The following is a 16620-nucleotide window of genomic DNA, read 5'->3' as shown; positions in this document are numbered from 1 at the left end:
GCCTCCTGGGCGAATTCCGTGGCGCGTGGCGCCGAGGCCGCACAATGAGCCTGATCGCCGACCTGACCGCCAGCGTCAATGCCGTACGGCCCGGCCGTACCCGCATGCGCAACTTCGACATGCCGCTCGTGATCGCGGCGTCGACGTTGCTGCTGCTCGGCCTGCTGATGGTGTATTCGGCATCGATCGCGCTGGCCGACGGCCCGCGCTATGCGTCCTATGGCCGCTATTACTTCGTGATCCGCCACGGTCTCTTCGTGAGCGCGGGTCTGCTCGGCGCCGCCGTGGTGCTGTCGATCCCCATCCGGGTCTGGCAGCGTCTGGCCGTGCCGCTTTTCGTGGTGACGATGGTGTTGCTGGTGGCGGTGCTGATTCCGGGCATCGGCCGCGAAGTCAACGGCGCGCACCGCTGGATCCCGTTGGGTCCGCTGAATTTCCAGCCGTCCGAGCTGATGAAGCTTGCCGCCTTGCTTTACGCGGCCGACTACACCGTGCGCAAGCAGGAGCACATGCAGGCCTTTGCCCGCGGCTTCCTGCCGATGGCGTTCGCGCTGGCCGGCGTCGGCATGCTGCTGCTCCTCGAGCCCGACCTGGGCGCGTTCATGGTGATCGTGGCCATTGCCATCGGCATCCTGTTTCTGGGCGGCATCAACGGCAAGTATTTCAGCAGCCTGCTTGCCGTGCTGGTGGGCACGTTCCTGATGCTGATCTGGCTGTCGCCGTGGCGTCGTGCGCGGCTGTTCGCCTACCTGGACCCCTGGAACGAAGACAACGCCTATGGCAGCGCGTACCAGCTGTCGCACTCGCTGATTGCGCTGGGCCGCGGTGAATGGTTCGGCGTGGGCCTGGGCGCCAGCGTGGAAAAACTGCATTACCTGCCCGAGGCGCATACCGACTTCCTGATGGCGGTGGTGGGCGAGGAACTGGGCTTTGCCGGCGTCATGCTGGTGATCACGCTGTTCGCCATCATCGTGTATCGCGGTTTCGACATCGGCCGTCAGGCCATCGCCATGGAGCGCACGTTCGCCGGCCTGGTCGCGCACGGCGTGGCCATGTGGTTCGGCGTGCAGTCGTTCATCAACATGGGCGTGTGCCTGGGCCTGCTGCCCACCAAGGGCCTGACGCTGCCCCTGATGAGCTACGGCGGTTCGGGCGTGGTGATGAACCTGTGCGCGCTGGCGATGCTGATCCGGGTCGACGTGGAAAACCGCATCATGATGCGCGGGGGACGGGTATGACCGCCGCTCGCACGATCCTGATCATGGCCGGTGGCACCGGCGGTCATATCATGCCGGGTCTCGCCGTGGCCGACGTGCTGCGCGAACGCGGCTGGCGCGTGCTGTGGCTGGGCAATCCCGAAAAGATGGAAGGCCGCCTCGTGCCGCCGCGCGGCATCGAACTGGTGCCGCTGCGCTTCCAGGGCGTGCGCGGCAAGGGCGCGTCCGCGTTGCTGAAGCTGCCGTTCCTGCTGCTGCGCGCGTTCGCGCAAGCGTGGTCGCGGCTGTCCGACGTGCGTCCCGACGTGGTGTTGGGCATGGGCGGTTACGTGGCATTTCCGGGCGGCGTGATCGCGGCGCTGCGCGGCACGCCGCTGGTCGTGCACGAACAGAATGCCGTCGCCGGCACCGCCAACAAGTGCCTGGCGAAGATGTCGCGCCGTGTGCTGAGCGGATTTCCTGGCGTGCTGCCCAAGGGCGAAGCCATGGGCAACCCGGTTCGCGCCGACCTGTGCGCCTTGCCGGATCCCGCGGAACGCTATACCGGCCGCACCGGCCCGCTGCGCGTGCTGGTGGTGGGCGGCAGCCTGGGGGCGCAAGCCTTGAACACCACCGTGCCGCAGGCGCTGGCGCGTCTGCCGCTCGAGAACCGGCCGACAGTCGTCCACCAGGCCGGTGAACAACATTTGCCGGCGCTGCAACAGGCCTACGCCCAGGCGGGCGTGCAGGCCGATTGCCGCGCTTTCATCGACGACATGGCGGGCGCCATGGCCGACGCCGATCTGCTGATCTGCCGCGCAGGCGCCATGACGGTGTCCGAAGTGGCGGCAGCCGGCGTCGCGGCGCTGTTCGTGCCGTTTCCCCACGCCATCGATGACCACCAGACTGCCAACGCGCGCTTCCTGAGCGACGCGCAGGCCGCCTGGCTGCAGCCGCAGACCGCCCTGACGCCTGAGTGGCTGGCGGACTGGCTGAGCCAGCGCACCCGACAAGAACTTGAGGCTGTCGCCGTCCGGGCCCGCGCGCATGCGCGTCCCGACGCGGCCGCCCATATCGCCGACGTCTGTGAACAAGCAGCGGGGCGTTCATCATGAAACACAGAATTCAACATATCCATTTTGTAGGCATCGGCGGTTCGGGCATGAGCGGCATTGCCGAAGTGCTGCTGAACCTGGGCTACGACATCAGCGGTTCCGACCTGAACGAGTCGGCGGTGACGCGCCGCCTGGCCGGCCTGGGCGTGAAGATCGCGATCGGCCATGCCGCCAGCAACGTCACGGGCGCCAGCGCCATCGTCACCTCCACCGCGGTGGCGGGCGACAACCCCGAAGTGATCGCGGCGCGCTCTGCACGTATTCCGGTGGTGCCGCGCGCCATCATGCTGGCCGAGCTGATGCGCTTGAAGCGCGGCATCGCCGTGGCCGGCACGCACGGCAAGACCACCACGACCAGCCTGGTCGCCAGCGTGCTGGCGGCGGGCGACCTGGACCCCACGTTCGTGATCGGCGGCCGCCTGAATTCGGCGGGCGCCAATGCGCGGCTGGGGCAGGGCGACTACATCGTGGTCGAGGCCGACGAGTCGGACGCCTCGTTCCTGAACCTGCTGCCCGTGATGGCCATCGTGACCAATATCGATGCCGATCACATGGACACCTACGGGCACGACGTGGCGCGGCTCAAGAGCGCGTTCATCGAATTCACGCAGCGCCTGCCGTTCTATGGCAGCGCCGTGCTGTGCTCGGACGACGCGAACGTGCGCGAGATCATGCCGTTCGTGTCGCGTCCCATCACGACCTACGGCCTGAACGAAGAAGCGCAGGTGCGTGCCTATGAGGTGCAGCCCGACGGCACGCGCATGCGCTTCAACGTGCAGCGCACTCACCGCGACACGCTGTTGCCGCCCCTGAACGTCGAACTGAATCTGCCCGGCCTGCACAACGTGCGCAACGCGCTGGCCGCGATCGCCGTGGCGACCGAGCTGGGCGTGTCCGACGCCGCCATCTGCGAGGCGCTGCGCGCGTTCAAGGGCGTGGGCCGCCGCTTCACGCAGACGGGCGAATTCCCGGTGCCGGCCAACCACGGCGGCGGCACGTTCACGGTGATCGACGATTACGGCCACCATCCGGTCGAAATGTCGGCAACGCTGGCTGCGGCGCGCGGCGCCTGGCCCGATCGTCGCATCGTGCTGGCCTTCCAGCCGCACCGCTACACGCGGACGCGCGATTGCTTCGAGGATTTCGTGCGGGTGTTGGGCACGGCTGACGCCGTCCTGCTGACCGAGGTCTATGCCGCTGGCGAACCGCCGCTGGTCGCCGCTGACGGACGTGCCCTGTCGCGCGCGTTGCGCGTGGCCGGCAAGGTCGAGCCGGTATTCGTGGAAGACGTGGCGGAGCTGCCGCAGACGGTTGTGGATTTCGTGCGCGATGGCGACGTCGTCATCGTGATGGGGGCGGGTTCGATCAGCAAGGTCCCCGCCCAGGTGGGAGAGCTGGCATGAGCAAGCAATTCGGCAAGGTGGGTGTGTTGTACGGCGGCCGGTCCGCCGAACGTGAAGTTTCGCTCATGTCCGGCAAGGGCGTTCACGAGGCGCTGACCAGCGCCGGCGTGGACGCGCACCTGTTCGACACCGGCGAGCGCAGTCTTGCCGAACTGGCCGATCAAGGCTTTGACCGCGTGTTCATCGCGCTGCACGGCCGTTACGGCGAAGACGGCACCCTGCAGGGCGCGCTGGAACTGTTGGGCATTCCTTACACGGGCAGCGGCCCGATGGCCTCGGCACTGGCCATGGACAAGACCATGACCAAGCGCATCTGGCTGCAGCATGGCCTGCCCACGCCCGACTTTGAAGTGCTGGATGCCGATACCGAACTGCGCCTGGTCCCCGACCGCCTGCAACTGCCGCTGATCATCAAGCCGCCGCACGAGGGCTCGACCGTGGGCATCACCAAGGTCGTCGGCTACTCAGACATGAAGGAAGCCTACGCCGCAGCCGCGCAGTACGACAGCGAGGTCCTGGCCGAGCAGTTCATCACTGGGCGCGAGCTGACCGTGGCCGTGCTGGGCTCGGGCAAGGCGGCGCGCGCGCTGCCGGTGATCGAGATCGCGGCGCCGGGCGGCAACTACGACTACGAACACAAGTATTTCTCCGACGACACGCAGTATTTCTGCCCGGCCGCCTTGCCCGCGGACGTCGCTGAAGAAGTCGCGCGGATTGCCGTCAAGGCCTATCAGACGCTGGGCTGCGAAGGCTGGGGCCGCGCCGATTTCATCCTCGATGCCGACAACCGGCCCTGGCTGCTTGAAATGAATACTTCGCCCGGCATGACCGGCCACTCCCTGGTGCCCATGGCCGCGAAGGCCGTGGGGATCGGCTATGCAGAATTGTGCGTGGCCATCCTGTCCGAGGCCTCGTGCAAGGTGCACGGCCACGCCCGCAACGCTTGACCTGGATACTCCGTGTGGAACGACGCTCGTACTACCAACCTGATCGCCAACACGCTCGCCGTGCTGGCGGTTGCCGCCATGCTCATCGCGGGCGTGGTGTGGGTAGCGCAACGTCCGTATTTCACGCTGTCGGCGATCGAGCTGGAATCGATGCCGGACACCGAGCTTCACTATGTGTCGACGGGCGCCGTGCGTTCGGCGATCGCGGGCCGCGTGAAGGGCAACTTCTTCACGGTGGACCTGGACGACGCGCGCGAGATCTTCGAATCGGTGCCCTGGGTCCGGCATGCCACGGTGCGGCGGATCTGGCCGAACGTGCTGCGTGTGCGCATCGAGGAACAGCAGCCCCTGGCGCTGTGGAACGAGAACCAGATGATCAACACCTGGGGCGAGGCGTTCACGGCCAACACGGGCGAGGTGGACGACGACACGGTGCTGCCGCAGTTCTCCGGACCCGACGGCACGGAAGCGCTGGTCGTGCAGCGCTACGCCGAGCTGGCGCGCTGGTTCGCGCCGCTGGACATGCATGTGGAACAGTTGGAACTGAGCCCGCGCTACGCCTGGCGCGTCGTGCTTTCCAACGGCATGCTGCTGGACCTGGGCCGCGATCCGGGCGCCGATGCGCCGGACCCGCACGGCCTGCCCGGCGCCTTGCCGTTCGCGGCTCGTATTCAACGCTTTGTGCAGGCGTGGCCCACCGTGTCGGGGCGCCTGGTAGGGCGCACCGTCACGCAGGCCGACCTGCGCTATCCGAATGGTTTCGCCCTGGCGCTGGCCCCGTTGCCCGCGTCGGAAACCAAATCCAAATCCACACCGAAACCTCCCAAGAAACGCTAACGCCATGACCCGTGACATCAAGGACCTTATCGTCGCCCTCGATATCGGCACCAGCAAGGTGGTGGCTGTGGTGGCTGAAATCCTGCCTGAAGGCCGCTTCGAGGTGCTTGGCCTGGGCCAGCACGAATCGCGCGGCATGCGCAAGGGCGTGGTCGTCAATATCGAGACCACTGTGAATTCCATTCAGCGCGCGCTTGAAGAAGCCGAGCTAATGGCAGATTGCAAGATTCGAGACGTCTACACCGGCATCGCCGGCAGCCATATCCGCAGCTTCAATTCCAGCGGCATGGTCGCCGTGAAGGACAAGGAAGTCACCGCCACCGACGTCGCCCGCGTCATCGAGACCGCCAAGGCGGTGAACATCCCGACGGACCAGCAGGTGCTGCACGTGCTGACGCAGGAGTTCATCGTCGACGGCCAGGAAGACATCCGCGAGCCCATCGGGATGAGCGGCCTGCGCCTGGAAGTGCGCGTGCACATCGTGACCGGCGCCGTCAGCGCCGCGCAGAACATCGTCAAGTGCGTCCGCCGCTGCGGCCTGGAAGTGCAGGACCTGATCCTGCAGCCGCTCGCCTCCAGCCTGGCCGTGCTGACCGCCGACGAAAAGGAGCTGGGCGTCGTTCTCGTCGACATCGGCGGGGGCACGACCGACGTTGCCATCTTCACCGGCGGCGCAATCCGCCACACCGCCGTGCTGCCCATCGCCGGCGATCAGATCACCAACGACATCGCGGCGATGCTGCGCACGCCCACGCCCGATGCCGAAGAAATCAAGCTGCGCTACGGCGTCGCCAAGCAGGTGCTGGCCAGCCCGGACGAGTCCGTGGAAGTGCCGGGTCTGGGCGACCGCGGCCCGCGCCAGGTCAAGCGCCAGGCGCTGGGCGCGGTGATCGAGCCACGCGTCGAAGAACTGTTCACGCTGGTGCAGCAGGTGGTGCGCGATTCCGGCTACGAGGACCTGCTGGCTTCCGGCGTGGTCCTGACCGGCGGATCCGCGCAGCTGCCCGGCATGATCGAACTGGCCGAGGACGTATTCCTCAAGCCGGTTCGCGTGGCGGTGCCCGAGTACGAAGGCAGCCTTGCCGACGTGATGCGCAATCCGCGCTTCTCGACGGTGATGGGGCTGCTGCAGGAAGCGCGCATGCAGCGTGTGCGTGGCCGCAAGGTGGCTGCGCAGACGGGCAACTTCAAGAGCCTGCTTGCGCGCATGAAAGAGTGGTTCATGAATTAAAGGGTGCAGGTTGGGGCCTGCTCCTTGGTGCGAACCGCGGCTGTCTAGCGGGGAGCGCCAGAAAGAGGAGGCGTCTCAAACCCGTAGCGGGCCTATGTAGCCGGCGTCGGCTTTGAGGCGATTCACAAAAGATAGGTTGTCGGGGAATTTTTGTGATTTGCAAATTCGGACTTGTGAGGGAGTCATCATGATGAACTTTGAGATGCTTGAGAACAACACCAAAGGGACCGTAATCAAGGTCGTTGGTGTGGGTGGTGCGGGCGGCAATGCCGTCGCGCACATGATTCGCAGCGGTGTGCACGGCGTGGATTTCATCTGCGCCAATACCGATGCGCAAGCGCTGGCGGCAACCAATGCGCCGGTGCAGATCCGCCTGGGCCGTACCGGTCTGGGCGCGGGCGCCAAGCCCGAGCAGGGACGCGCGTCGGCGGAAACCGCGCGTGAGGAAATCCGTGCCGCGCTGAACGGCGCGCACATGGTCTTCATCACCGCGGGCATGGGCGGCGGCACCGGTACCGGTGCGGGTCCGGTCGTGGCTGAAGTGGCGAAGGAACTGGGCATCCTGACCGTTGGCGTGGTCACGAAGCCTTTCTCCTTTGAAGGCAACAAGCGCCTGAAGATGGCCGAGGACGGGATCTCGGAACTGGCCAAGCACGTGCATTCGCTCATCGTGGTGCTCAATGAGAACCTCTATGAACTGATGGACGAGGACGCGACGCAGGAAGACTGCTTCCGTTCGGCCGACGACATCCTGCACAACGCGTGCGCGGGTATCGCCGAAATCATCAACGTCGAAGGCAACGTCAACGTCGACTTCGAAGACGTGAAGACGATCATGGGTGAGCAGGGCCAGGCCATGATGGGCACGGCGTCGGCATCGGGCGCGGATCGCGCACGTGTTGCCGCCGAGCACGCCATTGCTTGCCCGCTGCTGGAAGGTGTGGATCTGAACGGCGCGCGTGGCGTGCTGGTCAACATCACCGCCAGCCGCTCGCTGAAGATGCGCGAAACGCGCGAAATCATGGAAACGATCCGCAGCTACGCTTCGGACGACGCGACCGTGATCTTCGGCACCGCCTACGACGAGTCCATGGGCGAAAACCTGCGCGTCACGGTGGTTGCAACCGGCCTTGGCCGTGCGCAAGCCCGTCCGCAACTGGTGCAGAACACCGCTGAAGTGCTGCGCACCGGCACCGACAACATGCCCATGGGCACGATGCCGGCCGGCCAAGGCGGCGACTACCGCAATCTGGACATGCCGTCTGTCATGCGCAATCCGCGCAGCCAGGCGTCGGCCCAGGTGCGGGCGCTGGAAAGCTCGGGAATGGATCATTTCGACATCCCGGCCTTCCTGCGTAAGCAGGCGGACTGAACCTAGAGCCGGTCAACGGCTCTAACTGCACTCCCTCACTCCGGCTCGCCTGTCCCCACGGGCGAGCCGGAGGCAGAGCGGTCCGTGTTTCCCTTGCACGTTAAATAAGGGACGGAGGTTTCGGCCGATCTGAACGCCAGTTTGAATGGCGGCATGGATCGGACAGCGTTACAATACTTCGGTTACGCCGGCAATCCGTACTTATCTTGCCGGCTTCCGGGTTCAAAATTCCAAGTCTCATGTTCCGACAGCGCAGCATCCAGAATCTCGTCCGCACGACAGGCGTCGGCGTCCACTCAGGACGGCGGGTGGAGCTCACCCTGCGTCCGGCACAGCCCAATACCGGCATCGTCTTTCACCGTGTGGATCTGCCGCAGGTCGTCGACCTGCCCGCGCAAGCCACCGGCGTGGGCGACACCCGTATGGCGTCCGTGCTGCAACAGGGCAATGTTCGCGTGTCGACCGTGGAACATCTCATGTCGGCGTTGGCCGGCCTGGGTATCGACAACCTGCACGTTGACCTCACTGCCGAAGAAGTCCCCATCATGGACGGCAGCGCGGCGACGTTTGTTTATCTGTTGCGCTCGGCGGGCATCGTCGAGCAGAACGCGCCCAAGCAGTTCATCCGTGTGTTGAAGCCGGTGGAAGTGCGTGAAGGCGAAGGCCGCAACGAGAAATGGGCCCGGCTCGAACCCCATGAAGGGTACGCGCTGGCTTTCTCGATCGACTTCCGTCACCCCGCCATCGACTCCACGGCAAATTTCGCCGAAATCGATTTCGCCACGCATTCGTACGTTCGCGAAATCGCGCGGGCTCGCACCTTTGGTTTCGTGAATGAAGTCGAGGCCCTGCGGTCGATGGGCCTGGCCCGTGGCGGCAGCCTGGACAACGCCATCGTCATGGACGAGTACCGCGTGCTGAACAGCGACGGGCTGCGTTACGACGATGAATTCGTCAAGCACAAGATCCTGGACGCCATCGGCGACCTGTATCTGCTGGGCAAGCCGCTGGTGGCACGTTATGTGGCGTGCAAATCGGGCCACGGCCTGAACAACCAGCTTGCCCGCGCGCTGCTCGAGCAGCGCGACGCCTGGGAAATCGTCACGTACGAATCGCAGGCAGAAGCGCCCCAGGCGTTTCGCCATGAATGGAAACTGGCCTGACTCCAGGATTCCGCTGAACCCGCGCACGGGGGCCACCCCCGGCCTAGCGCGGGTTTCTGCTTAGATACCCGCTTGGGTTTCTCCTTAGGGACGACGCTGGCCGTCATCCCCTCGCGCGATAGTCGCAATCCGGTAGCCCACCATCCGGCCATCGGTCTGAAAAGTTGGTTTCGCGACGTTTCCGGCCCTTTGAGTTGCCGGACAAAGCCGGGTTGCTCAGCTACTCTTGTGATGCTTCAAGAGCTTGGCGACGGCATCGGCCAACGGACCTGGCCGCAGATTGCCGTGCAGCGTTTCGAACGCACCCAGAGCCTTGTCGTTCAGCGGCTGCGCCTCTGTGGGAGGGCGCGGCTGACGGGCGCCGGGCTTGGGTAACCCCGCTTGTACCTTGATGGCAATTTCGTTAAGGTTCCAGCCCTGGTCCGCCAGAGACCGCGCGATGCGCGGCGCCAATTGACGCATCTTGGCCGCATGCGCGGCGGTCGGCACCACCAAGTGCAGACACAGGTTTTCCAGCTTGGCGACCTGGCACACAGCACCCAGCGGGGCGGGCAACACCGCCGCCACCGCGTATTGAATTTGCAGATGCTTGCGGGCAGTCGCCAATACACCGGCGCCCCGCATGTCATGACCCAGCCATCCCAGGGCGGTATTTTCTACGCGCCGGCTGGTACTGGAACGTTGACGGTATGAAGCGGGTCTATTCATGCCGGCTTTAAAAGAATTAGGAAGCAAACCTTGAAGATCGTGATTATGCACGCCCGCGACGGGCAGGACGGGCATTTCACCCTGGGCGGCGCGCGACTGGCGTTGTTCCTGGGGGGCGCCTTGATTACCGCGGCCATTTTTGGCGCAGCGCTTCAACGATACATCACTCCGATCCTTCCCGCCGTCCACACGATGGGATGGCCGCTCTCTGAGCAGCCGGGGCGCGACGCCGATTTCCTGCGTGAAAACATGAACCTGCTGGCTTCGAAGGTCGGCGCGCTGCAGGCCAAGCTGGTCAGCATCGACGGCTTGGGCCAGCGCGTGGCCAAGGTGGCGGGCGTGGCCTACACCGACCCCGAATTGGCCCAGCAGCTGGCGTCTGCGCAGCCCGAGGCGCCGGCGCATCCCGAGGCCACGCAGGTCATGGATGACCTATTTACCGACCATCCGCCGCCCAGCGCGGCGTCGGCCGAGGCGCTGGGCCGGCAGCTCGACGAGATCCAGGCACGGCTGTCGCAGCAGACTGACAACCTGAAGTTGCTGGACGCGGCGCTCACCAAGCGTTCGGCGGATCAGGCGCGCATGCCGACCGCCATGCCGATCACCGATTACCCCTATCTGTCGTCCTCGTATGGCTGGCGCCGCAACCCGGTGACGGGCCGCTCGGCCATGCACGAAGGGCTGGATTTCGCGGCGCCCTCCGGCACGCCGATTCTGGCCGCGTCCGGCGGCGTGGTGCTCGAGGCCAAGTGGGCGCCCGGCTTTGGCAACATGGTCGAGATCGACCACGGCGACGGCCTGATCACCCGCTACGCCCATGCGTCGTCGTTGCTGGTCAAGCAGGGCGATCTGGTCGAGCGCGGCCAGCAGGTCGCGCGCGTCGGCAGCTCTGGCCGATCCACCGGCCCGCACCTGCATTTCGAGGTCCGCCTTGCCGGACAACCGCTGGATCCGCGCCTCTTCCTGGGGCCGCAGCCTCAGCACGCGCCGCCCGCCGTCGCGCAGGCTGCCGCGCCTTGAACCCTTCGCGGGTTGGCCGGTCAAACCGGCCGACAGTGCTACCCTGGTCATAGGTCCAGGCTATTACGCTCCAGGTGCGTTAAACTGGTTCGTTTCCCGGCGGACCCCCGCTCAACCAATAACATCAAGTCACGGGTGACGCTGCCCCAAGCGCTTCGGGTGTGGTGTGGCTCGTGCGGCCGACATACGCATGGTTTCTCTGCTCAAAAAACTCATAGGTAGCCGCAACGACCGGCTGCTTAAGCAGTATCGCAAGCTGGTAACCCAGATCAATGGGCTCGAACCCAAGATCTCCGCGCTCTCCGACGCGGAACTGGCGGCCAAGACCGACGAATTCCGCTCCCGCCACGCCCAGGGCACGTCCCTGGACGATCTGCTTCCCGAAGCTTTCGCCGTTGTGCGCGAAGCCGGCAAGCGGGTGTTCGGCATGCGGCATTTCGACGTGCAGATGCTGGGCGGCATCGCCCTGCATAACGGCAAGATCGCCGAAATGCGCACGGGTGAAGGCAAGACGCTCATGGCGACGCTGCCCGTCTACCTGAACGCCATCGCCGGCAAGGGCGTGCACGTGGTCACGGTGAACGACTACCTGGCCCGCCGCGACGCCGAATGGATGGGCCGCCTGTACCGGTTCCTGGGCATGTCCACCGGCGTGGTGGTGCCGCAGCAGCCGAACGACGAAAAGAAGGCCGCGTACGCTGCCGACATCACGTACGGCACCAACAACGAATTCGGTTTCGACTACCTGCGCGACAACATGGAGTTCCGTGTTGAAGACCGCCGCCAGCGCGTGCTGTTCTACGCCATCGTCGACGAAGTGGACTCGATCCTGATCGACGAGGCCCGCACGCCGCTGATCATCTCCGGCCAGGCCGAAGACCACACCGAACTCTACGTCCGCATGAACGCGGTGCCGCCGCTGCTGACGCGCATGGCGCACGAGCCCAAGCCGCAGGAGCCGGAACCCGAAGGCGATTACTGGGTCGACGAAAAGAGCCAGCAGGTCTACCTGTCGGAAGCCGGCCACGAACACGCCGAAGGCATTCTTGCCCGACTGGGCATCCTGCCCGAAGGCGAATCGCTGTACGACCCGCGCCACATTGCGCTGATGCACCACCTGATGGTGGCGCTGCGCGCCAACACCCTGTTCTTCCGCGACCAGCAGTACGTCGTGCAAGACGGCGAAGTGGTGATCGTTGACGAATTCACGGGCCGCCTGATGGTGGGCCGCCGTTGGTCCGATGGCCTGCACCAGGCCGTCGAAGCCAAGGAAGGCGTGAAGATCCAGCACGAAAACCAGACGCTGGCATCGATCACGTTCCAGAACTACTTCCGCATGTACGAAAAGCTGTCCGGCATGACCGGTACGGCAGACACGGAAGCGTACGAATTCCAGGAAATCTACGGGCTCGAGACGGTCATCATCCCGACCAACAAGCCCATGGTCCGTAAAGACCAGAACGACCAGGTCTTCAAGACCGACGGCGAAAAGTACAACGCCATCCTCGAAGACATCCGTGATTGCCACCAGCGCGGCCAGCCCGTGCTGGTGGGCACCACCAGCATCGAGAACTCCGAGCTGCTGTCGGGCCTGCTGAAGAAGGCCAAGCTGCCGCACGAGGTCCTGAACGCCAAGCAGCACGCCCGCGAAGCCGAGATCGTGGCCGAAGCCGGCAAGCCGGGCCACATCACGATCGCCACCAACATGGCCGGTCGCGGTACCGACATCGTGCTGGGCGGCAGTGTCGACAAGCAGGTCGACCTGATCCGCGCCGACGAATCGCTGTCCGAAGCCGAGAAGACCGCGCGCATCGAAAAGATCCGCGCCGAATGGAAGCCGCTGAACGATCAGGTCAAGGCTGCGGGCGGCCTGCGCATCATCGGCACCGAGCGCCATGAATCGCGCCGTATCGACAACCAGCTGCGCGGCCGTGCCGGCCGTCAGGGCGATCCGGGCTCGTCCCGCTTCTACCTGTCGCTGGAAGATTCGCTGATGCGCATCTTCGCGGGCGACCGCGTGCGCGCCATCATGGAACGCCTGAAGCTGCCCGAGGGCGAGCCCATCGAGGCCGGCATGGTCACGCGCTCGATCGAGACTGCGCAGCGCAAGGTCGAAGGCCGCAACTTCGACATCCGCAAGCAATTGCTGGAATACGACGACGTTTCCAACGACCAGCGCAAGGTGCTGTACTCGCAGCGCAACGACGTGCTGGAAGCCGCCAGCGTCAGCGCAACCGTGCAGAACCTGCGCGACGCCGCGGTGACCGATCTGTTCAACACGTACGTGCCGCCGGAATCGGTGGAAGAACAGTGGGACATCCCCGCGCTGCAGAAGGCGCTGGAAGCCGACTGGCACCTGCATCTGCCGCTGACCGAGATGCTGGAAAAAGAACCCAACCTGAACGACGAAGAACTGCGCGAACGCGTGGTGGCCGCGGCGCGCGATGCGTACCAGGCCAAGGTCGACCAGGTGGGCGAGGAATCGTGGTCGCAGTTCGAACGTTCGATCATGCTGCAGGCGATCGACACGCACTGGCGCGAGCATTTGTCGGCGCTGGATTACCTGCGTCAGGGCATCCATCTGCGCGGCTATGCGCAGAAGAATCCCAAGCAGGAATACAAGCGCGAAGCCTTCGAACTGTTCTCGGGCATGCTGGAACGCGTGCGCGACGACGTGGTGAAGGTGCTGATGACGGTGCGCGTGCAGTCGTCGGAACAGGTCGAGCAGGCCGAAGCCGAAGCGGCGCAGTCGCATGTGCAGAACGTGCAGTATCACCACTCCGACTACGACGAGGCGCTGGCTTCCGATGCGCAGGAAACGGGTGCGCAACCCGCGCGCAACGCACTGCCCAAGGTCGGCCGCAACGATCCGTGCCCGTGCGGCAGCGGCAAGAAGTACAAGCAGTGCCACGGTAAGCTGGTCTGATAAAAGGGGTTAGCCTTCATGCTGCATTCTGTCGGCCGCACTGAATTCGACCACGCCGTCGTCATGGTGCGAGACCGGCTGGATGCGCTGGCGCCCCATTACGAACGGCAGGGGTTTCACCTCAGCGACAAGGCTGTGCACAACCTGGGGTCGTGCAATCGCCTGATCGTGCTGGAAGGCACGTACGTCGAATTGCTGGGTTGGCCGCCGGGCGCGCCGCCCGCGCGCAAGGAAATTGCCGATTCGCCGTTTGGTCTGGAAGCGCTGGTGTTCCGGACCTATGACGCCGAGGCCACCTACAAACGGCTGCAGGACGCCGGCTTTGCCGTCAATCCCGTCCAGGAACTGACCCGTCCGGCCATGCTGGACGGTCAGGAAGTCCAGGCCCGTTTCCATACCGTGCGATTTGCCGAGCAGCCCTTGCCCGGCATTCGCATGTATTTCTGCCGACACCTGACGCCCGAGTGCGTCTGGTCGCCCGAGCTGATGGCGCATCCCAATGGCGCTCGCAGCCTGCATCGTATCGATGCGCGCGCGGCGGACGCCCGCGGCGTGGCCGAGCGTCTGGCGCTGGTGGCCGGGGTGACTGTCGAAGCCGCCAACGGCGGCTGGGACGTGCCGCTGGCGAACCTGCGCATTCACGTCCAGCAGGATGACACCGCGCAGACGCCTGTCCTGTCCACGCTGACCCTCGAAAATCGCGATGGCGCGCACTACACGCTGGATACCGGACTGTAGCCTTCCACGTACCGACTGCTTGCCGATAGCCCGCCGCCTGGCGGGCTTTTTCATGCCTGCCCGTCCCCGCCACGAGGCGGCCGTGGGCGACGACCGTGAAAAGGGTGCCCGCCTGGGGCAAACCCGGGTTGTCCGTCAAAGTGTATGCACTTTAGTATGCACTTCATCCCGACTGGAGCATTGCCACAGGCGATCCGGTATGACGCTCTCCCAACCTGCAACAACCCCCGTTGCCCGCGCGGCCCGCACCTCGGCCGGGCAGGCCGAGTTGTATGGCGCCGTCAAGGCCATGGCGGTGCGCTTTGAGTTCAAGCCGGGTGAACGCATCAACGAGGTTGAGCTTGCGCGCCGGCTGCACGTAAGCCGCACGCCGCTGCGCGAGGTGCTGAACCAGTTGATGGTGGAAGGATTTCTGACGCGCGCGGTCAATCGCGGCTTCATTGCCCGCCTGCTGGACGCCAAGCAGATCCACAGTCTTTATGAATACCGCGCGGTGCTGGAAGCCGGCATCGTGCGTGCAGCCTGCGAGCGCGCGACCGACGAGGAGCTTGCCAGCCTGCGCGCCTTCGTCGAACGCTCGCGCGACGAGCCCGACGACAGTGATGCCACCCGGCTGCTGGAACTGGACGAAGCCTTTCACCTGGCGCTTGCGCGTTACTCACGCAATGAAGAATTCGTGCGGGCGCTGGAAAGCGTCAACGCGCGCATTCATTTCGTGCGCTGGATCGACATGCAGCAAGGACGCCGCAACCATACGCAAGGCGAGCACCTGCGCATCGTGGACGCGCTGCAAAAGCGCGACATCGAGGCCTTGCCCGGCCTCATCAGCGCGCATATCGGCCGCCGGCTGGACCAGATCACCGACGTCATCCGCACGGGCTTTTCAACGATTTACATGCGGGACCAGGCCGAACCCGCCACGGTAGTGCCGGCCAACACCACAACAGCAGGGGAAAACTGATGAATAGAACGATCAAGCGGGCGCTGGCGGCGGTATGCACGCTGGCCGCGGCCGGGGGCGCCTTTATCGCCGCGCCGGCGATGGCCGAGGAACGGCCGCTGATTCTCGTAGTGCCGTATCCGCCGGGCGGCAGCACCGATATCCTGGCGCGGATCCTGCAGCCGCGCCTGTCGCAGCAGATGGGCGGCCGCGCGGTGGTGGTCGAGAACCGCCCGGGCGCCGCCAGCCAGATCGCCACGGCGTTCGTGGCGCGCGCCGAACCGGACGGCAACACGCTGCTGGTCAGCTTCGACAATCACGGCATCAATCCGGCCGTGAAGCCCAAGCTGCCGTACGACACGTTCAAGGATTTTGTCGCCATCGGGCAGACGGTGCGCTTTCCGTTGGTGATCGGCGCGAATCCGAGCGTGCCTGGGGACAACCTGAAGGAGTTCCTGGCGGCAGCCGCCAAGCAGCCGCCCAACAAGTTCAACTATGCGTCGACGGGCGTGGGCTCGCTGAACCATCTGGCGCCGGAAGAGCTCAAGCGGCTGTCGAAGGTTGAGCTGCTGCACGTGCCGTATGGCGGCGGCGGACCGGCCATTCAGGCGGTCGTCGGCGGGCAGGCCAACATGACGTGGCTGAGCTTTGCCGCGCTGCGTGGCCAGATCCAGGCCGGCAAGATCAAGCCGCTGGCCGTCGCCGGTGAAAAGCGCCTGCCCGAACTGCCCAACGTGCCCACCGTGGCCGAATCGGGCTTCCCCGGCTTTGTCGCTTATTCGTGGAGCGGCATGTTCGCCCCGAAGGGCACGCCGGAAGCCACCGTCAAGAAACTGACGGCTGATTTCCAGGCGGTGCTGGCCGATCCCGAGATCAAGAAGAAGATCACGGAAGCGGGCTTTGAGATCGTTGCGTCTGATGGTCCTGCGCTGGATGCGTACGTGAAGTCGGAGTACGACCGCTGGAGCGCCTTCATCAAGAGCAGCAACATCAATCTGGACAACTGAACGGCGTCGTGCCGGGG

General features: G+C 65.1%; 14 protein-coding genes. 13 read left to right on the top strand and 1 reads right to left on the bottom strand.

Going from position 1 to position 16620, the window contains the following annotated elements:
* The first annotated feature begins 44 nt into the window (after positions 1–44).
* The 8 genes from ftsW (at position 45) to lpxC (ending at position 9264) form a co-directional block, all read left to right on the top strand.
* Positions 45–1238: a putative lipid II flippase FtsW gene (ftsW, locus tag HV681_RS24470; protein WP_175125642.1), complete on the top strand. Its 1194-nt coding sequence runs from the start codon at positions 45–47 to the stop codon at positions 1236–1238.
* Positions 1235–2311, top strand: coding sequence for an undecaprenyldiphospho-muramoylpentapeptide beta-N-acetylglucosaminyltransferase (gene murG / locus HV681_RS24465; protein WP_175125640.1), 1077 nt, complete (start codon positions 1235–1237; stop codon positions 2309–2311). The genes ftsW and murG overlap by 4 nt, the downstream gene beginning before the upstream one ends.
* Positions 2308–3714 carry a UDP-N-acetylmuramate--L-alanine ligase gene (murC, locus tag HV681_RS24460; protein WP_175125638.1) on the top strand — a complete coding sequence of 469 codons (1407 nt, stop codon included), beginning with the start codon at positions 2308–2310 and terminating at the stop codon, positions 3712–3714. Before murG ends, murC begins: the two co-directional genes overlap by 4 nt.
* Complete coding sequence (locus HV681_RS24455; RefSeq protein ID WP_175125636.1) at positions 3711–4661, top strand: D-alanine--D-alanine ligase; 951 nt, start codon at positions 3711–3713, stop codon at positions 4659–4661. Before murC ends, HV681_RS24455 begins: the two co-directional genes overlap by 4 nt.
* A gap of 12 nt (positions 4662–4673) precedes the next feature.
* Complete coding sequence (locus tag HV681_RS24450) at positions 4674–5498, top strand: cell division protein FtsQ/DivIB (RefSeq protein ID WP_175125634.1); 825 nt, start codon at positions 4674–4676, stop codon at positions 5496–5498.
* A 4-nt stretch (positions 5499–5502) separates the two neighbouring features.
* Positions 5503–6729 (top strand): cell division protein FtsA, encoded by a 1227-nt coding sequence (gene ftsA, locus HV681_RS24445; RefSeq protein ID WP_006217473.1) that lies wholly within the window; start codon positions 5503–5505, stop codon positions 6727–6729.
* Between the two features lie 187 nt (positions 6730–6916).
* Positions 6917–8101: a cell division protein FtsZ gene (ftsZ, locus tag HV681_RS24440; protein WP_056320774.1), complete on the top strand. Its 1185-nt coding sequence runs from the start codon at positions 6917–6919 to the stop codon at positions 8099–8101.
* A gap of 239 nt (positions 8102–8340) precedes the next feature.
* On the top strand, positions 8341–9264 hold the full coding sequence (lpxC, locus tag HV681_RS24435; protein ID WP_056320776.1) for a UDP-3-O-acyl-N-acetylglucosamine deacetylase: 924 nt from the start codon (positions 8341–8343) through the stop codon (positions 9262–9264).
* 216 nt (positions 9265–9480) lie between these two features.
* Here lpxC and HV681_RS24430 read toward each other — a convergent pair whose 3' ends face one another.
* Entirely contained in the window at positions 9481–9888 is a 408-nt protein-coding gene (locus tag HV681_RS24430) for a DciA family protein (protein ID WP_175125683.1), read from the bottom strand.
* Between the two features lie 129 nt (positions 9889–10017).
* Here HV681_RS24430 and HV681_RS24425 point away from each other — a divergent pair, with 129 nt between their 5' ends.
* The 5 genes from HV681_RS24425 to HV681_RS24405 all read left to right on the top strand — a co-directional run bounded on the left by HV681_RS24425 (position 10018) and on the right by HV681_RS24405 (position 16603).
* Positions 10018–10992, top strand: coding sequence for a M23 family metallopeptidase (locus tag HV681_RS24425; protein WP_175125681.1), 975 nt, complete (start codon positions 10018–10020; stop codon positions 10990–10992).
* A 190-nt stretch (positions 10993–11182) separates the two neighbouring features.
* The gene (secA, locus tag HV681_RS24420; protein WP_175125631.1) at positions 11183–13918 is read left to right on the top strand and encodes a preprotein translocase subunit SecA; all 2736 of its coding nucleotides are present in this window, start codon (positions 11183–11185) and stop codon (positions 13916–13918) included.
* An 18-nt stretch (positions 13919–13936) separates the two neighbouring features.
* Positions 13937–14656: a VOC family protein gene (locus tag HV681_RS24415; protein WP_175125627.1), complete on the top strand. Its 720-nt coding sequence runs from the start codon at positions 13937–13939 to the stop codon at positions 14654–14656.
* Positions 14657–14855: 199 nt separating this feature from the next.
* Positions 14856–15617 carry a GntR family transcriptional regulator gene (locus HV681_RS24410; protein WP_175125626.1) on the top strand — a complete coding sequence of 254 codons (762 nt, stop codon included), beginning with the start codon at positions 14856–14858 and terminating at the stop codon, positions 15615–15617.
* A complete protein-coding gene (locus tag HV681_RS24405) occupies positions 15617–16603 on the top strand; it encodes a tripartite tricarboxylate transporter substrate binding protein (RefSeq protein ID WP_175125625.1) in 987 nt (328 codons plus the stop codon). The genes HV681_RS24410 and HV681_RS24405 overlap by 1 nt, the downstream gene beginning before the upstream one ends.
* Positions 16604–16620: the final 17 nt, after the last annotated feature.

Origin of the sequence: Achromobacter animicus, assembly GCF_902859585.1 — a bacterium.
In the GTDB taxonomy this organism is placed as follows: Bacteria; Pseudomonadota; Gammaproteobacteria; order Burkholderiales; family Burkholderiaceae_B; genus Achromobacter; species Achromobacter animicus.
Note: the sequence above shows the minus strand (reverse complement) of the source record. Positions and strands in the feature narration are given on the sequence as shown.